This window comes from Olsenella sp. An293, from assembly GCF_002159495.1.
Classification (GTDB): Bacteria; Actinomycetota; Coriobacteriia; order Coriobacteriales; family Atopobiaceae; genus Thermophilibacter.
This window is the reverse complement of record NZ_NFIT01000008.1, coordinates 16,578-33,026: the sequence shown is the minus strand read 5'-3', so window position 1 is coordinate 33,026 and position 16,449 is coordinate 16,578. Positions and strand designations below refer to the sequence as shown.

Here is a 16,449-nt window from a genome sequence, read left to right as displayed (position 1 = left end):
AAAGGAAGCATCCATGAAGCTCATCATCGACGACGCCGACGTCAACGCCATCAAGCGCCTGGTGGAGTACTACCCGGTCGACGGCGTGACCACCAACCCCTCGATCCTGGCCGCCTCCGGCCGGGCGCCCTTCGAGGTCCTGCGCGAGATCCGCGACATCATCGGCCCCGACATGGAGCTTCACGCCCAGGTCGTGGCCCGAGACGCCGAGGGCATGGTCGCGGACGGCAAGCGCATCGTCGCCGAGCTCGGCGAGAACACCTTCCCCAAGGTCCCGAGCGTCCCCGAGGGCTTCAAGGCCATCCGCATGCTCGCCGCCGAGGGCATCCGCACCACGGCCACGGCCATCTACACCCCCATGCAGGCGTTCCTCGCGGCCAAGGCCGGCGCCTCCTACGCCGCGCCCTACATCAACCGCATCGACAACATGGGCTATGACGGCGTGGGCGTGGCCATGGAGATCCACGACATCTTCCGTGCCAACGGCCTGCCCTGCGAGGTGCTCGCCGCGAGCTTCAAGAACTCCCAGCAGATCCTCGAGCTCGCGCGCTATGGCGTGGGCGCCGTGACGGCCGCCTCCTCCGTGATCGAGGGCCTGACCAAAAACGCCGCCATCGACGCTGCCGTGGACGCCTTCACGGCCGACTTCGAGGGCCTCGTCGGCACCGGCAAGACCATGGCCGACCTGTAGGAGACAACGCGACAGGCGAGAAGAACGCGCAGTCCGCACCCTTCCGGACAGGCCCAGTAGCGTGCACCCCGCGCGTTCTTCTCGCTGCCAGACAACCTCGACAGCAAGAGGCCGCCCCCAACATGCTAAGCAGGATCTTCCGCGAAGCGCAGTCCTGCGTGCATGTTGGGGGCGGCCCCGTTACCGGTGAGTCAGTCTGTTACGCCAGCTTGAGGAACGCGCGGTAGCCGCGATACGCCTCGTAGACGTCGGCCTTGCTCGTGGCCTCCCACGGCGCGTGCATCGAGAGCACGGGCACGCCGCAGTCGATGACGTTCATGCCGTAGACGGCGAGGATGTAGGCGATCGTGCCGCCGCCGCCCGCGTCGACCTTGCCGAGCTCGGCGGTCTGCCAGGCGACGCCGCCCTCGTCCATGACGCGGCGGATCGTGGCGATGTACTCGGCGTCGGCGTCGTTGGAGCCGCCCTTGCCGCGCGAGCCGGTGAACTTGTTGAACGTCAGGCCGTGGCCGAGGTAGCAGGAGTTCTTGGGCTCGAAGACGCTCGCGAACGCCGGGTCGAAGCCGGCGGAGACGTCGGAGGAGAGCATGTTGGAGTTCGCGAGGCAGCGGCGCAGCGCGAGCGGGCCGCGCTCGCCGGCGAGCTCGAGGATCTCGGCCATGACGTTCTCGAAGAAGTTGCTCGTCATGCCGGTGGCGCCCACCGATCCGATCTCCTCCTTGTCCACGAGCAGGGTCACCGCGGTACGCGCGGGGGCCTCGCACTCGAGCTGGGCGACGAGGCTCGTGTAGGCGCAGACGCGGTCGTCCTGGCCGTAGCCGAGGATCATCGAGCGGTCCAGGCCCAGGTCGCGGGCGGCGCCGGCGGGCACGACCTCGAGCTCGGCGGAGAGCAGGTCCTCCTCCTCGATGCCGAGGGTGTCGCGCAGGATGTTGAGGATGCCGGCCTTGACCGGACTCTTCTCGGCCTCCTCGTCCTTCTCGGCGTCGGCGTCCACCACGATCGGGCGGTTGCCCACGAGCACGTCGAGCATCTCGCCCTCGATGACCTCGGTGGCCTTCTTGGACATCTGCTGCGCGCCGAGGTGGGGGAGCAGGTCGGAGATGCAGAAGACGGGGTCGTCGGCCTTCTCGCCGATGACCACGTTCACGACGCTGCCGTCCTTCTTGGCCACGACGCCGTGGATGGCGAGCGGCATGGCGACCCACTGGTACTTCTTGATGCCGCCGTAGTAGTGGGTGTCGAGCGTGACGAGCTCGTTCCTCTCGTCCACGGGGTCCTGCTTGACGTCGAGGCGCGGCGAGTCGATGTGCGCGCCGAGGATGTTCACGCCCTCGGCCAGCGGCGCGGTGCCCAGCTGGGCGAGCATGAGGCTCTTGCCGCGGTTGATGGCGTAGACCTTGTCGCCGGCCTTGAGCGGCTCGCCGGAGGCGATGCGCTCGTTCAGGTCGACGTAGCCGGCCGCGCGGGCCAGCTCGACGGCGGCCGTGCAGCACTCGCGCTCGGTCTTGTTGTCGGAGATGAAGGACTTGTAGTCCTCGCAGATGCGGTTGAGGTCGGCGAGCTGCTGCTCGTCGTAGCCCTTCCAAGCGTTGGGACGCTCCATGGAGTTCCTTTCATTGGGGACAGACGCGACGGCTCGGAATTTTAGCTCAGTCGGGGCGCGCCACCAAACCGGTTGGGCGTTCTCACACCTCCGTCACTTCCGAGTCGGCGGGTTCCGCACGTTGTATGCAGTTTGCGGAAGGACCCCTCCTGGCACCTCATGACAGAACCTTTCTACCTGCGGTTTTGCAGCAAGCAGAAAGGCCGCTTACCGGGGCGCCCTCAAAAAACTGCATACAACGCGAGGGGGGCGCCCACAGACGCGAGAGGCGGCGCCACATGGCGCCGGCGCGGCGCTCAACCGGCTGTTCCGGCGTCTGCCTCGGCGCCCGTGTTGGTGCCGGTGCCTGCGTCATCGCCTGCGCCCACCCCCGTGTCGGGGCTGTCGGCGCCGCCGTCCGCCGCATTGCCCGCGTCATCGCCCGAGCTCGGATCGGCATCGGTTTCGGGCGCGCTCGCGTCATCGTCCGAGCCGGCGTCCGGCTGAGTCGGGGCTTCGTCGCCGCCCTCCGCAGGGTCCGTGCCGTCAGGCGCGCTCGTGGGCTCGTTCGTGTCCGTGGTGCCCTCGGGCTCCTGCTGCGGGGCCTCCTGCTCGGCGGGTGCCTCGGGCGCCGCGGGGCCGTCCTGTTCCTCCACCGTTGCCGGTGCGCTGGTCGCAAGGCTCGGGCCGATGCCCGCGCCGCGCGTGGCGAGGCTCACCACCAGCGCGTAGGCCAGCACCACGACAACGGCGGCGAACGCGGCGAACACGGCTACGCGTCGCGCCAGGCGCGCCCGCTCGCGACTGCGCGCGGCCTCGGAGAGCTCGGGCGGGGCGATGGGGGTGCCCGACGCGGCAGCGCGCGCCCGCGCGGCGTCCGCAGAGGGCATCACGCGCGTCTCGCCCTCGCGCAGGCCCTCCTCGGGACGTGCGGGCTGGTCGGGTCCGAGCGCGCGGAGCTTCTCCGCGGACGCGGAGAGGATGTTGCGGTAGACCTGCGTCGCCACGCTCGAGGCGACGGCGCCAATGACCGCACCGATGATCGAGCCGGCGATGCCGATCTGCGCGGAAAGCGCGAAGGAGGTCGCCGCGGCGAGCCCCGTCGCGATGATCTGGGACACGGAGAAGTCCCCCAGGATGCCTCCCGCGCGCCCGTTCTTCTCGGCCATGTGCCCTCCCTGTGACTGAGCCACCTGACGCCATTGTCATACCCAAGCGACGCGCAATGTGCGTCGTCACGAAGACCTGACAAACCGTTTCCCCAAAATGTGTATGTGAGACCGATTTCCCCGATGCGACGCGGTATCATGGGTCTGTACGGTCCTTCCGGGCTTTCAGACACGTATGGAGGTCAACATGCTCGTCAACGCTACTGCCATGCTTCAGGCCGCGGCCAAGGGTCACTACGCCGTGGGCGCCTTCAACACCAACAACCTCGAGTGGGCGTCCTCGATCCTCGACGCCGCCGAGGAGCTGCAGTCCCCGGTCATCATCCAGTGCACGAGCGGTGCCGCCAAGTGGCAGATCAGCTACAAGGTCGTGGCTGACATCGTGAAGCAGCTCGTCGAGGACAAGAACATCACCGTGCCCGTGGCCCTGCACCTCGACCACGGCACCTACGAGGACGTCTTCAAGTGCATCGAGGCCGGCTTCACCTCCGTCATGTACGACGGCTCCCACGAGGAGACCTTCGACCTCAACCTCAAGCGCACCGCCGAGGTCGTCAAGGCCGCCCACGCCAAGGGCATCTCCGTCGAGGCCGAGGTCGGCGGCATCGGTGGCGTCGAGGACGGCGTCGCCTCCAACGGCGAGCTCGCCGACCCCGAGCAGTGCAAGGCCATCGCCGACCTGGGCGTCGACTTCCTCGCCTGCGGCATCGGCAACATCCACGGCATCTACCCCGAGAACTGGGCCGGCCTGTCCTTCGAGCGCCTCGGTGAGATCAAGGCCCTGACCGGCGACCTGCCGCTCGTCCTTCACGGCGGCACCGGCATCCCCGTGGACCAGATCAAGAAGGCCATCTCGCTCGGCATCTCCAAGATCAACGTCAACACCGACCTCCAGGTCGTCTTCGCCGAGGCCACCCGCGCCTACATCGAGGCCGGCAAGGACCAGCAGGGCAAGGGCTACGACCCGCGCAAGCTCCTCAAGCCCGGCCGCGACGCCATCGTCGACCGCACCAAGGAGCTCATCGTCGAGTTTGGCTCCCAGGGCAAGGGCTGGGCGTAAGTCCAGGTCCCGCGGCGGGCGAGAAGAACCGCGCGCCGCAGACGCCATAGGCAACGCAAGCGCCCGGTCCCGCAGCGTGCGGGGCCGGGCGTCGTCTGAGGCGGTCGTCGTGCCGGGGAGGGACGCGGAGGCGCGTCCTTCTCGCTAGCGCTAGATGGGATTGGCGGTGCAGGGACCGGCGTCGTCCGGGCGGATGAGGTCCGCGAGCGTGCGGCTGTCGAGGTAGCTAGAGGTCATGCGGCCGAGGTCGCGCCAGACGTCGACGGTGGTGCAGCTCTCCCGATTGGGGCAGAGCTCGTCGCTTCTGCAGTCGAGGCAGCTCACGGGCGCGAGCGACCCCTCGGCGGCGCGCAGCAGCTCGCCGAGCGTGTAGTCCTCGGGCGCGCGCGTGAGCTTGTAGCCGCCGCCCTTGCCGCGCTGGCTCGTGACGTAGCCGGCCTTGTGCATGAGCGAGATGACCTGCTCGAGGTACTTGCGCGAGATGTTCTGGCGGCGCGAGACGTCGCCGAGCGAGACCCAGCCGTCGTGCGCGGCGAGGTCGGCCATCGCGCGCAGCGCGTACATCCCCTTGGTCGAGAACATTCCTGCCATCTCGTCTCCCCTCTGCCAATTGGGGAGAGTCCCCAATTGGCAGAAATGTTTTATGCGAATTGGGGACTGTCCCCACGTTACAGATTCCGGGCCTCGAGCATCTCGTCGAGGGTGCGCCAAGCGAGCTCGGCGCACTTCACACGCGCCGGCATGTGCGCGATGTCGCGCAGCAGCACGCCGTCCTCGAGGGCGTCGAGCGCGGCCTCGTCGGTCTCCTCGCCGCGCACCATGCGCATGAACAGGGCGCAGAGCTCGCGCGCCTCCTCGGGCGTCTTGTCGATCATGAGGTCGCTCATGATGTCGGCGCTCGCCTGGGAGATCGCGCAGCCGTGCCCGGTGAAGGCGGCCTCCTCGATGGTGCCGTCGTCGGCAAAGCGCACGGAGAACGTGAGCTCGTCGCCGCAGGAGGGGTTCACGCCCTCGTGGCTGCAGTCGGCGTCTGCCATCTGGTACTTGTAGTCGGGGTGCGAGACGTGGTCCATGAAGGCCGCGTTGTAGAGGTCAGTCACTGCCATTGAAGATCCCCCAGACCTGGCTCAGGCCGTCGACCAGGCGGTCGACGTCGGACTTCTCGTTGTAGAACGCGAGGCTCGCGCGGCAGCAGGCGAGGTTCTCCACGCCGAGCCACGCCAGCAGCGGCTGCGCGCAGTGATGCCCGGCGCGGATGCACACGCCGGAGGCGTCGAGGATGCTCGCCACGTCGTGCGGGTGGACGCCGCGTACGTTGAAGCTGATGACGCCGTGGTGGCGCGCGGGGTCGGCGGGGCCGATGAGCTCGACAAATCCCAGGCCCTCCAGGCGCTCCCACGCATAGGACACAAGCGCCGCCTCGCGCTCGGCCACGGCGTCGATGCCCACGGCCTTTGTGAGGTAGGCGAGCGCGGCACCGGTGGCGTAGATGCCGGCGGCGTCCTGCGTGCCCGCCTCGAACTTCTCGGGCACGGGCGCCCAGGTGGCGTCCTGCTCGCGAACGGAGTCGATCATCTCGCCGCCGGTGAGCATCGGCGGCATCTGCTCGAGGAGTTCGCGCTTGCCCCAGAGCACGCCCACGCCCATCGGGCCGAGCGCCTTGTGGCCGGAGAACGCGAGGAAGTCCGCGCCGAGCTCGTTCACGTCCACGCGCAGGTGCGGGACGGACTGCGCGGCGTCCACGACCATCACGGCGCCCACGGCGTGGGCGGCGTCCGCGAGGTGCCGGATGGGCAGCTCGCAGCCCATGACGTTGGAGACGTGCGCGGCGGAGACGATGCGCGTGCGCGGGCCGATCTTCTCGGCGATCTCCGCGTCGGCGAGCGTGCCGTCCTTCTTTGGATAGAGGTAGACCAGGCGCGCGCCGGCGGCGCGGCAGGCCTCCTGCCACGGGATGAGGTTGGAGTGGTGCTCCATGATCGTGATGGCCACCTCGTCGCCGGGCGTAAGGACGCAGGGCGAGAAGGACTTGGCCACGAGGTTGAGGCTCTCGCTCGTGTTGCGCGTGAAGACCACGTCGCGGGCGTCGGGCGCGCCGATGAGGTCCGCGACCTGCGCGCGCACCGCCGCGATGGCCGCGGTGGCCTCCACCGAGAGGCTGTAGAGTCCGCGCAGCGGGTTGGCGTTCATGGTCTCGTAGAAGCGGCGCTGGGCGTCGAGGACGCAGACGGGGCGCTGCGCGGTGGCGGCGCTGTCGAGAAACGCGATCTCGGGGTTCGCGGCGAGCAGCGGGAAGTCCGCGCGCCACGGGCTCTTCTCGATGCCCATCGTCACGCCTCCTCGACCTCATCAAAAGTTTCTGTTAATTGGGGGCTGTCCCCAATTAACAGACGGGCCTCGGGGCAGGGGGCGTTCATGAGGGCCTCCTCGTAGAGGGCGCGCACGAAGAGCTGCTCGGCATCCTCGCGGGAGAGTCCGCGGTCGGCGAGGTAGGTCAGCTGCTCGGGGCTCACCGAGCCGATGGTGGCGCCGTGGTTGCCGGCGACGTCGTCCTCGTCGCACAGAATCGTGGGCAGCGTCTTGTTGACCACGTCGTCGCCCAGCACGAGCACGGTCTCGGCCTCGTTGCCCTGCGCGCCCTTGGCGCCGTGGACGAGGTCGATCGTGGTGCGAAGGCCCTTTCGGGCGGCGTCCTCGAGGACGCCGGAGTAGGAGAGCTCGGAGCGGGTGTTACGGCCGCGCTGGCGCACGATCTCGTTGATGTCGAGCACCTCGGAGCCGCCGGCGTGATAGCGGCAGTCGAGGTCGATCCGCGCCCGGGCGTCCGCCAGGTCGCAGGCCAGTCCCAGAGCGACGGTGTCGCCCCCGAGCAGGCGCTGGTGCACGTCGACGCGCGCGTCGCGCCCGGCGGTGATGCCCACGCTCTCGAGATGCTGCTGCCCCGCGCCCACGAGCACGTACTCGTAGAGGTGCACGCGCGCGCCGGCCTCGGCGATCACGCGCAGCAGTGACGCGGAGGTGCCGGCCTCGCCGTCCTTCTCGGCCCCTGCGTCGGCCCCTGCGGCCACGACGATGGTGACCTCGGCGCCCTCGCGGACCATGACGCCGGTGTCGGCGACCTCGTCCGTGCCCACGGCGACCACGACCGGCTCCGCGCGGCGCTCGCCGCGCGGGATCTCCACGTAGCGGGCGCCGGCGGCCTGGGACTCCGCCCACTCGGTCACGGCCCGGCCCATCCCGCACTCCACGCCCTCGAAGAGGCGCGGCAGCGAGAAATACACGTCACCGGCGCGCCCGCGTGCGGGCACGGTGAGCGTGATGTCGTTCGTGCGCAGGCGGTTCCAGGTCTGCGCGGGGGCCACGTTGACGCGCTCGAGCGTGACCTCGGGCGTCGTGGCGTCAGCGGCCGCCGCGGGCGCGCCGTTCTTCTCGGCCATCATCCGATCGCCCCTTCCATCTCGAGCTTGATGAGGTTGTTCATCTCCACGGCGTACTCCATCGGGAGCTCCTTGGAGACGGGGTTGGCAAAGCCGTTGACCACGAGCGTGCGCGCCTCGGCCTCCGAGCAGCCGCGGCTCATGAGGTAGAGGACCGTGTCGTCGGAGATGCGGCCGATCGTGGCCTCGTGGCCCACCTGCGCGGTGGCGTTGCGCACGTCCATCGCGGGGATGGTGTCGGAGCGGCTGATGTCGTCGAGCATGAGGCTCTGGCAGCTCACCGAGCAGCGCGCGCGGTCGGCATGGCGGCCGATGACCACGGAGCTGCGGAACGTGTTGACGCCGCCGTCCTTGGAGATGGACTTGGTGGAGACGGAGGCGGTGGTGTCCGCGCCGTTCATGATGACCTTGCAGCCGGTGTCGAGGTCCTGCGTGGCGCCGGCGAACGTGATGCCGGTGAACTCGCAGCTGCCGCGGTCGCCCGCCATGATGGTGGTGGGGTAGAGGTAGCTCACGTGGCTGCCAAAGGATCCGGAGACCCACTCCATCTTGGCGTCGGCCCCGATGGTGGCGCGCTTGGTGTTGAGGTTGTACATGTTCTTGGACCAGTTCTCGATCGTGGAGTAGCGCAGGCGCGCGCCGTCCTTCACGAAGAGCTCCACCGCGCCGGCGTGGAGGTTGGCCTCGTAGTACTTGGGCGCGGAGCACCCCTCGATGAAGTGCAGGTCGGCGCCCGGCTCAACGATGATGAGCGTGTGCTCGAACTGGCCCGCGCCGGCGGCGTTGAGGCGGAAGTAGCTCTGCAGCGGGTAGGGCAGCGTCACGCCCGCGGGCACGTAGACAAACGAGCCGCCCGACCACACGGCGTAGTGCAGCGCCGCGAACTTGTGGTCGGTGGGCGGGATCAGCGTGCCGAAGTACTCGTGCACGACGGGCTCCCACTGGGGGTCGTGCAGCGCGTCCTCGATGGTGGTGTAGACGACGCCCTGCTTGGCCACGTCGTCGCGCATGTTGTGGTAGACGATCTCGGAGTCGTACTGGGCGCCCACGCCGGCGAGGCTCTCGCGCTCGGCCTCGGGGATGCCCAGGCGCTCGAAGGTGTCCTTGATGTCGGCGGGCACGTCGTCCCAGCTCTTGGCCTGCTTGGTCTTGGGCGAGACGTACGTGGAGATGTGGTCCAGGTCGAGGCCCGCGATGCTCGGGCCCCAGTTGGGCGCCATCGGGCGCGCGTGATAGAGGTCGAGCGCGCGCAGGCGCATCTCGAGCATCCAGGCGGGCTCGTCCTTCTTCTCGGAGATCGCGCGGACGATCTCGGGCGTCAGGCCGTCGTCGTAGCGCTCGTAGCCCTCCTCGGACTTGGTGAAGTCGTAGAGGGAGCGGTTGACGTCGGCGACCTGCGTGCGACGGCGCTGATCGCTCACTCGGCATCACCGGCCTTGGGGCAGCCCGGACACTCGGCGCACGCCTCGCCCTGCTCGTCCCCGCGCTCGAAGCGCTCGAAGCCGTTGGCGTCGATCTGGGCGATGAGCTCGGCCGGGCCCTCGGCGACCATGCGGCCCTTGACCATGACGTGCGTGCGGTCGACCTCGAGGCGCTCGAGGATGCGCGTGTTGTGCGTGATCACGATGAGCGCGCCGCTCACCTGCTCGCGATAGGCCTGGATGCCGCGGGAGACGATGCCCAGCGCGTCCACGTCCAGGCCCGAGTCGGTCTCGTCGAGGATGGCGAGCTTGGGCTGGAGCAGCAGCAGCTGCAGCATCTCGATCTTCTTCTTCTCGCCGCCGGAGAAGCCCACGTTGAGCTCGCGCATGAGGAAGCTCTGGTCGAGCTCGAGCTGGTCGGCGATCTCTCCCACGCGGGTGCGGAACTTGCGCGCGGTGGTCTTGAGCTCGGGGCGCTTCTGGCAGATGGTGCGCAGGAAGCTGTAGAGCGGCACGCCGGGCACCTCGACGGGGGCCTGGTAGGAGAGGAAGATGCCGGCGAGCGAGCGCTTGTCGGCGGAGAGCTCGGTCACGTCCGCGCCGTCGAACTCGATGCGGCCCCCGGTCACGCGATAGGCGGGGTCGCCCATGATGACGTGCCCGAGCGTGGACTTGCCCGCGCCGTTGGGGCCCATGAGGACGTGGCACTCTCCCGCGCCCACGGCAAGGTCGACGCTGTGCAGGATGGGCTTGTCCTCGGTGCCCGCCGAGAGGGCGCTCACGTTGAGTAGCTGGGATGCCATGGTCCGCCTTTCTCCTCGCGGGCCGCGGCGGGTCCGCGCTTGATTCGCTAGCCTAATTCATACTAATGAGTGGGGAATTAAAGGCAAGGGCCGGGCGAGAAAAACCGACGCTCCGCAACAAATCCTACTAGCTTGGAGGCATTTTCAGGCGCGCTCGTTTGCGGGTGCGTTACGGGCGGGCGCGCCGCGTCGGGTGAGAAGTACCATGACGCAGGTTGGCTGGCGACAACGGCGGGAGGTCCCTCGCGGCATGGAGGCGTGGAAGCGGCTCGGCGGCTTCATCGGGAGCCGCATGGCGTTTGTCTCGCCGGCGTGCGTGGTGCTGGGCGTGCTCTTCCCGGACCAGCTCTGCGTCCTCAAGCCCGCCGTGACGGCGCTGTTTGCGTTCATGACGTTTCAGAGCTCGCTCTCCAACACCTTGGGAAACCTCACGCGGGTGGTGCGCAGGCCGGCCCCGATGGCCGTGGCCCTTGCCCTGACGGCAATTGTCATGCCGGTCGCGGCGTGCGCGCTCGGCACGATGCTCTTCGGTGAGAGCCCCAACCTGGTCTGCGGCATCGTGCTCGAGTACAGCGTGCCCGTCGCCGTGATCTCGGCCATGTGGACCAACATGCTCGGCGGCGACCCGGCGCTCACGCTGGCGACGATCCTCGTCTCCACGGTGGCCTCGCCCGTCACCATTCCGCTCACGTTGCACCTGATGCTCGGGCAGGTCGTCGAGGTGGACGCCGCGCGCATGATGGGGGAGATGGTCGTCTCCATCGCGCTGCCGGCGCTTGCGGGAACGGCTCTCAACGACGTCACGCGCGGCCGTGCGGCTCGCGAGCTCTCGCCGGTCATCGCGCCGGCGGCCAAGATCGCGCTCGTGCTGGTGATCCTCTGCAACGCCACGGGCGTGGCGCCCTACGTGCGCTCGCTCACGCCCCAGCTCGTGTGCGTGGCGGCCTTCATCTGCGCCTTCGCGGCGTGCGGGTACGCGCTCGGCCTCGTGGCTGCCCGGGCGCTGCGCCTTCCCCGCCCGCAGATCGCATCCATGACCTATCTCGTGGGCATGCGCAACATCTCGGCGGGCGCCGTGATCGCGGGGGAGTACTTCCCCGGCGAGGTGATGTTTCCCGTGGTCATCGGGACGCTCTTTCAGCAGGTGCTGGCGGCGGGGTTTGGCTCGGCGCTGCGCCGGATGGGCCGCGAGGACACGCCGCGCGAGGCGTGAGGCGCCCGCGCCCGCCGTCGCCCCGCGACCTTGCTGCAGAATCGAGCTTCGGTCCATAACGCCGCCCCTCAGAAAACAAAACCCGCCTTCGATCCATGTAAAAATGGGGCGCAACGGGGTTCTGGGTGGCGGCGGGCTTTCCGTCAACTGGGCAAACGTCGTGGGCGGTCGCTTTGCGACGCCCCCGAGCGCCAAAAAGTCATGGATCGAAGCGGCATTTTGTTTTGGCCGAGCAAAAAATATGGATCGAAGACCTGTTTTGCAGGCACGCAGCCGTGCCGGCGCGCCACGGCGCCCTAGCCGCGGGTCCAGCGGCGGCGCGGCCGCCCGTCGTCCAGGATGACGGCGAGCGCGGCGATCGCCACGACGGCGATGAAGATGATCTTCTTCACGGCAACCTCCCTAATCCTCGTTACCTTGCCCTGCATTCTCGTCGCGCACACCGCGCGGGGCCATCGACGTGCCTTACCGCCGGCTTTCGCTTTCGTAAGGTTGCGATGTTGCGACAGGGTTCCGCACGCCGCCAGCCCCTGGCGTAGAATAGGCCGCAGCCAAGATAGGAGGACCCATGCCCCTTACCAGAGAAGACGTCGCGGGCATCGCGGACTACGCGCGGATCGCCCTCACGGACGCCGAGCTCGACGAGATGACCGTCTACATGAACGACGCCGTGGCGCTGCTCGATCCCATCCGCCAGTACGACCTCGAGGGCGTGGAGCCCACGTTCCACCCCATCGGGGACCTCTCCAACGTGATGGGGGAGGACGTGCCGGACGACGCGGTGCGTCACCTGCCCGTTGACGTGGCGCTCTCGAACGCCGGCGCGTCCCGCGACCGCAGCTTCCGCGTCCCGTCCATCCTCGGCGACCAGGGGGGTGACCGCTAATGGCGAACTTCGACCAGCTCTCCGCGAGCCAGATCGCCGCGGGCGTCGCGGCCGGCGACTTCACCGCCGTCGAGGTCGCCCGCGCCGCGCTCGATGCCATTGAGGCCCGCGAGCCTGAGGTCAAGGCGTTCCTGCAGGTCTCCGCCGACCTCGCGCTCGCCGCGGCCGAGGCCACCGACCGCGCCCGCGCCGCCGGAGAGAAGCTGGGACCCCTCGCCGGCGTGCCCGTTGCCTTCAAGGACAACATGCACCTCGTGGGCACTCGCACCACCTGCGCCTCGCGCATGCTCGAGAACTACGAGTCCACGTTCACGGCCACCTGCGTCCAGCGCATGCTCGACGCCGGCGCCACGCCCGTGGGCAAGACCAACATGGACGAGTTTGCCTTTGGCTCCTCGACGGAGTCCTCGGCCTTCCATCCCACCGCCAACCCGTGGGACACCGAGCGCGTCCCCGGCGGCTCCTCGGGCGGCTCTGCCGCGGCCGTCGCCGCCGGCGAGGTCACGATCTCCCTGGGCTCCGACACCGGCGGGTCGATCCGCCAGCCGGCGTCCCTGTGCGGCGTCGTGGGCCTCAAGCCCACCTACGGCGCGGTTAGCCGCTACGGCGTCGTGGCCTTTGGCTCCTCGCTCGACCAGGTCGGCCCCTTCGGCCGGCGCGTCGAGGACGTGGCCCTGGCCATGAACGCGCTCACCGCCGGCGGGCGCGACCCGTGGGACTCCACGAGTCAACCCGTCGCCACGGACTTCCTCGCGCACCTCGATGACTCCATTGAGGGTCGCCGCGTGGGCGTCGTGCCCGCGCTCATGGAGGCGGCAGGCCTCACCGACGAGGTCCGCGACGCCGTCACCGCCGCGGGCCGCGCACTCGCCGACCAGGGCGCCGAGCTCGTCGAGGTGGAGCTGCCCAACATCGCCTCGGCGATCGCGGCCTACTACGTGATCGCGCCGTGCGAGGCCTTCTCCAACCTCGCGCGCTTCGACGGCGTCCGCTACGGCTACCAGGAGCCCGGCCAGGCCACCCTTGCCGAGCAGACCTCGCTCTCCCGCGCGCACGGCTTTGGCGAGGAGGCCAAGCGCCGCCAGATGCTGGGCGCCTATCTGCTCTCGAGCGGCGTCTACGACACGTACTACTACCCGGCGCAGCAGGTCCGCACGCTCATCACGGCCGACTACGCCCGCGCGTACGAGAAGTGCGACGTCATCCTCATGCCGACCGCGCCGCGCACCGCGTTCAAGTTCGGCGAGCTCTCCGACCCCACGCAGATGTACGCGTCGGACATGTTCACGATCTCCAACAACATCGCCGGCAACGGCGGTGTCTCGGTGCCGCTGGGCCTGGGCGCGGCGACCGGTCTGCCCGTGTCGGCTCAGCTGCAGGGCCCGGCCTTCGCCGACGCGCGGCTGCTCACCTTTGCGCGCGCGATCGAGCGGTCCAACTCGGCCGACGGCGGGGCCCCCGTCGCGCCCGGCTTTGTGGGGAAGGGGGGTGAGCTCGCATGAAGAAGCTCGCCGAGGTCCTCAGGGACTGGGAGGCCGTGATCGGCCTCGAGGTCCACACCGAGCTCACCACGCTCGAGACCAAGATGTTCTGCAACTGCCGCCTCTCCCACGACGACCCGCCCAACACCAACGTCTGCCCCGTGTGCCTGGGCATGCCGGGCGCCCTGCCCGTCCCCAACGAGAAGGCCATCGAGTCGATCGTCATGGCGGGTCTGGCCACCAACTGCGAGATCATGCGCCACTCCATGTTCTACCGGAAGCACTACTTCTACCCGGACATGGCCAAGAACTTCCAGACCACGCAGGGCCCCGTGGCCTTCTGCATGCACGGCCACCTGGACCTCGAGGTCTCCGGCGCCGGCGCCAAGGAGCGCCCGGACGCCACCGTGGAGAAGGACGCCGACGGCGGCTACGTCGCGCCCATCCGGATCCTGCGCATCCACATGGAGGAGGACGCCGCCAAGATGGTGCACGTGGGCGGCGAGGAGGGCCGCATCACCGCGGCGACCGAGTCTCTCATCGACTACAACCGCTGCGGCACCCCGCTCATCGAGCTCGTCACCGAGCCCGACCTGCGCACGCCCGAGGAGGCGCGCCTCTTCATGGAGAAGCTGCGCCAGACCTTCCTCACGCTCGGCATCTCCGACTGCTCGCTCGAGAGCGGCTCGATGCGCTGCGACGGCAACATCTCGCTGCGTCGTCGCGGCACCACGGAGTTTGGCACCAAGACCGAGATGAAGAACATCAACTCGTTCAAGAGCCTGCACGACGCGCTCGAGTACGAGATCTGCCGCCAGGCCGAGGTCCTCGAGGAGGGCGGCATCGTCTACCAGGAGACGCGCCACTGGGAGCCCTCGCGCCGCCGCACCGTGGTCATGCGCGTCAAGGAGACCGCGGACGACTACCGCCTCTTCCCGGACCCGGACCTCGCGCCCTTCGACCTCACCGACGAGTTCATCGACCGCTGCCGCGCTCGCATCCCCGAGCTGCCCGATGCCAAGCGCGACCGCTACGTCGCCGACTACGGCCTCAAGCGCGCCGACGCCGCCCAGCTCGCCGGCGACCCCAAGGTGGCCGCCTTCTTCGAGGAGGCCCTCGAGGGCGTGGGCGAGAAGAACGTGCCCACGCTGGCCAACGTCATGGTCAACCTCGCGCCGAGCTACGACGCCCTCACCGTGGGGCAGGTCCGCGGCGTCGCCGGCCTTCTCGCCGAGGACGCGCTCACGTTCGCCCAGGCGCGCGAGGTGCTCGACGCGATCAACGGCACGGACGAGGACGCGGTCGCCTACGTGGACGCCCGCGGCATGCGCCAGTCCACGGACGAGGGCGCGCTCGGCGCGATCGTCGACGAGGTGCTCGGCCGCTGCACCGACCAGGTCCAGCAGTACCGCGATGGCAACAAGAAGGTGCTCGGCTTCCTCGTGGGCCAGTGCATGAAGGCGGCCAAGGGCTCCGGCAACCCCAAGGCCTTCAACAAGATGCTCGCCGAGAGGCTCGAGGGGTAGCGAGAAGGGCTTGCCCCCACAAGATCCGGCGCTCGGACAGCTTGCCGCAAAGGGCGTGGCAAGAACTCGAGGCGGACCTTGCGGGGGCAGGCCCTTCTCGCCTCTCGTTCGTCGCGAGGCCGGGATCACGTTCTGGGGTCCGGGCCGTCGCAAACCTGCTAGACTGCCGTGCTCGAGGTGTTGTCTGATTCCCGAAGGGAGCGCGTGGTGGACGAGCAGATCGAGACGGCGGTCGAGCCGGTCTCGGAGGTCGTGAGCGAGGACGAGGCGCAACGCGCCGAGCGGCTCTCAAAGAAGCGCATGGCCTACAGCTTCCCGCAGTTCTTTGGTCTGCTCAACGTGGGCCTCATCCTCACGGCGGTGGCGCTCGTGCTCTTCAAGACGCCCAACCACCTGGCCTTCGGCGGCACCACGGGCTTTGCGATCCTGTTCAACGCGGCGATCCCGGCCCTGCCCGTCTCGGTCTACATGTGGATCATGAACGCCGTGCTCGTGCTCCTGGGCCTTATCTTCCTGGACCGCAAGGCGGTGCTGTGGAGCGCCTTCGCGTCGTTTGCGCTCTCTGGCTACACGTCGCTTTTCGAGTGGCTGTTCCCGGTCACGAGCTCGATCACCGGAGACCTCTGGCTCGACGTCTGCTTTGCCGTGCTGCTGCCGGCCGTTGGCTCGGCCATCGTCTTTGACATCGGCGCGTCAACCGGCGGCACGGACATCCTGGCCATGATCTTGCGCAAGCACACCGACATCGAGATCGGCAAGGCACTCTTCGCCGTGGACGTGGCCGTCGTGGTGGCCGCGATCGGGATCTTTGGCGCGCGCGTGGGCCTCTACTGCGTGCTCGCGCTCATCGGCAAGACCTTCGTGGTCGACGGCTTCATCGAGTCCATCCGCCAGCGCAAGGTCTGCCAGGTCATCTGCGACCACCCACGCGACGTGGAGGAGTTCATCGTCAAGAAGCTCGGCCGCACCGCCACGCTGCAGTTTGGCTGGGGCGCCTACTCCGGCAAGCGCGTCGTCATCCTCACGAGCGTGCTGTCGCGTCGCGAGGCCATGAAGCTGCGCCTCTTTGTGCGCGCCACCGACCCGGGCGCCTTCATCACCATCACCAGCAGCTCCGAGATCATCGGGCGCGGCTTCCGCGGCGTCAACTAGGGGGCGAGAAGGGCGCGGGGCACCG

At 68.8% G+C, this 16,449-nt stretch carries 15 protein-coding genes; 7 read left to right on the top strand and 8 right to left on the bottom strand.

Going from position 1 to position 16,449, the window contains the following annotated elements; genetic code table 11:
* Positions 1-13: 13 nt before the first annotated feature.
* Positions 14-691: a transaldolase family protein gene (locus B5F85_RS06450; protein ID WP_087315546.1), complete on the top strand. Its 678-nt coding sequence runs from the start codon at positions 14-16 to the stop codon at positions 689-691.
* Positions 692-890: 199 nt separating this feature from the next.
* Here the strand turns inward: B5F85_RS06450 and B5F85_RS06445 are convergent, their stop codons facing one another.
* Positions 891-2,297 (bottom strand): aminopeptidase, encoded by a 1,407-nt coding sequence (locus tag B5F85_RS06445; RefSeq protein WP_087315544.1) that lies wholly within the window; start codon positions 2,295-2,297, stop codon positions 891-893.
* 296 nt (positions 2,298-2,593) lie between these two features.
* Complete coding sequence (locus B5F85_RS06440) at positions 2,594-3,445, bottom strand: hypothetical protein (protein ID WP_087315543.1); 852 nt, start codon at positions 3,443-3,445, stop codon at positions 2,594-2,596.
* 187 nt (positions 3,446-3,632) lie between these two features.
* Here B5F85_RS06440 and fba point away from each other — a divergent pair, with 187 nt between their 5' ends.
* A complete protein-coding gene (gene fba / locus B5F85_RS06435; protein WP_087315541.1) occupies positions 3,633-4,505 on the top strand; it encodes a class II fructose-1,6-bisphosphate aldolase in 873 nt (290 codons plus the stop codon).
* Between the two features lie 150 nt (positions 4,506-4,655).
* Here the strand turns inward: fba and B5F85_RS06430 are convergent, their stop codons facing one another.
* The 6 genes from B5F85_RS06430 to sufC form a co-directional block, all read right to left on the bottom strand.
* The gene (locus tag B5F85_RS06430; RefSeq protein WP_087315539.1) at positions 4,656-5,096 is read right to left on the bottom strand and encodes an RrF2 family transcriptional regulator; all 441 of its coding nucleotides are present in this window, start codon (positions 5,094-5,096) and stop codon (positions 4,656-4,658) included.
* Positions 5,097-5,173: 77 nt separating this feature from the next.
* Entirely contained in the window at positions 5,174-5,611 is a 438-nt protein-coding gene (sufU, locus tag B5F85_RS06425; RefSeq protein WP_087315686.1) for a Fe-S cluster assembly sulfur transfer protein SufU, read from the bottom strand.
* Positions 5,598-6,833: a SufS family cysteine desulfurase gene (locus B5F85_RS06420; protein WP_087315537.1), complete on the bottom strand. Its 1,236-nt coding sequence runs from the start codon at positions 6,831-6,833 to the stop codon at positions 5,598-5,600. The genes sufU and B5F85_RS06420 overlap by 14 nt, the downstream gene beginning before the upstream one ends.
* 2 nt (positions 6,834-6,835) lie before the next feature.
* Positions 6,836-7,942, bottom strand: a complete 1,107-nt coding sequence (locus B5F85_RS06415; protein ID WP_158094569.1) for a SufD family Fe-S cluster assembly protein — start codon at positions 7,940-7,942, stop codon at positions 6,836-6,838.
* On the bottom strand, positions 7,942-9,363 hold the full coding sequence (sufB, locus tag B5F85_RS06410) for a Fe-S cluster assembly protein SufB (RefSeq protein WP_087315533.1): 1,422 nt from the start codon (positions 9,361-9,363) through the stop codon (positions 7,942-7,944). The genes B5F85_RS06415 and sufB overlap by 1 nt, the downstream gene beginning before the upstream one ends.
* Positions 9,360-10,166 (bottom strand): Fe-S cluster assembly ATPase SufC, encoded by an 807-nt coding sequence (gene sufC, locus B5F85_RS06405; protein WP_087315531.1) that lies wholly within the window; start codon positions 10,164-10,166, stop codon positions 9,360-9,362. The genes sufB and sufC overlap by 4 nt, the downstream gene beginning before the upstream one ends.
* Before the next feature lie 250 nt (positions 10,167-10,416).
* Here sufC and B5F85_RS06400 point away from each other — a divergent pair, with 250 nt between their 5' ends.
* From B5F85_RS06400 to B5F85_RS06380, 5 genes are all read left to right on the top strand, one after another.
* A complete protein-coding gene (locus B5F85_RS06400; RefSeq protein WP_239386743.1) occupies positions 10,417-11,379 on the top strand; it encodes a bile acid:sodium symporter family protein in 963 nt (320 codons plus the stop codon).
* Between the two features lie 568 nt (positions 11,380-11,947).
* A complete protein-coding gene (locus tag B5F85_RS06395) occupies positions 11,948-12,265 on the top strand; it encodes an Asp-tRNA(Asn)/Glu-tRNA(Gln) amidotransferase subunit GatC (protein ID WP_087315527.1) in 318 nt (105 codons plus the stop codon).
* Positions 12,265-13,767 carry an Asp-tRNA(Asn)/Glu-tRNA(Gln) amidotransferase subunit GatA gene (gatA, locus tag B5F85_RS06390; protein ID WP_087315525.1) on the top strand — a complete coding sequence of 501 codons (1,503 nt, stop codon included), beginning with the start codon at positions 12,265-12,267 and terminating at the stop codon, positions 13,765-13,767. The genes B5F85_RS06395 and gatA overlap by 1 nt, the downstream gene beginning before the upstream one ends.
* On the top strand, positions 13,764-15,272 hold the full coding sequence (gene gatB, locus B5F85_RS06385) for an Asp-tRNA(Asn)/Glu-tRNA(Gln) amidotransferase subunit GatB (protein WP_087315523.1): 1,509 nt from the start codon (positions 13,764-13,766) through the stop codon (positions 15,270-15,272). The genes gatA and gatB overlap by 4 nt, the downstream gene beginning before the upstream one ends.
* A 207-nt stretch (positions 15,273-15,479) precedes the next feature.
* A complete protein-coding gene (locus tag B5F85_RS06380; protein ID WP_239386741.1) occupies positions 15,480-16,424 on the top strand; it encodes a YitT family protein in 945 nt (314 codons plus the stop codon).
* Positions 16,425-16,449 lie beyond the last annotated feature (25 nt).

Coding starts and splice junctions, on each gene's coding strand:
- fba (WP_087315541.1), top strand. CDS start 3,633: ATGCTCGTCAACGCTACTGCCATGCTTCAGGCCGCGGCCAAGGGTCAC.
- B5F85_RS06445 (WP_087315544.1), bottom strand. CDS start 2,297: ATGGAGCGTCCCAACGCTTGGAAGGGCTACGACGAGCAGCAGCTCGCC.
- gatA (WP_087315525.1), top strand. CDS start 12,265: ATGGCGAACTTCGACCAGCTCTCCGCGAGCCAGATCGCCGCGGGCGTC.
- sufC (WP_087315531.1), bottom strand. CDS start 10,166: ATGGCATCCCAGCTACTCAACGTGAGCGCCCTCTCGGCGGGCACCGAG.
- gatB (WP_087315523.1), top strand. CDS start 13,764: ATGAAGAAGCTCGCCGAGGTCCTCAGGGACTGGGAGGCCGTGATCGGC.
- B5F85_RS06440 (WP_087315543.1), bottom strand. CDS start 3,445: ATGGCCGAGAAGAACGGGCGCGCGGGAGGCATCCTGGGGGACTTCTCC.
- B5F85_RS06400 (WP_239386743.1), top strand. CDS start 10,417: ATGGAGGCGTGGAAGCGGCTCGGCGGCTTCATCGGGAGCCGCATGGCG.
- B5F85_RS06420 (WP_087315537.1), bottom strand. CDS start 6,833: ATGGGCATCGAGAAGAGCCCGTGGCGCGCGGACTTCCCGCTGCTCGCC.
- B5F85_RS06395 (WP_087315527.1), top strand. CDS start 11,948: ATGCCCCTTACCAGAGAAGACGTCGCGGGCATCGCGGACTACGCGCGG.
- B5F85_RS06450 (WP_087315546.1), top strand. CDS start 14: ATGAAGCTCATCATCGACGACGCCGACGTCAACGCCATCAAGCGCCTG.
- sufU (WP_087315686.1), bottom strand. CDS start 5,611: ATGGCAGTGACTGACCTCTACAACGCGGCCTTCATGGACCACGTCTCG.
- B5F85_RS06415 (WP_158094569.1), bottom strand. CDS start 7,942: ATGGCCGAGAAGAACGGCGCGCCCGCGGCGGCCGCTGACGCCACGACG.
- B5F85_RS06430 (WP_087315539.1), bottom strand. CDS start 5,096: ATGGCAGGAATGTTCTCGACCAAGGGGATGTACGCGCTGCGCGCGATG.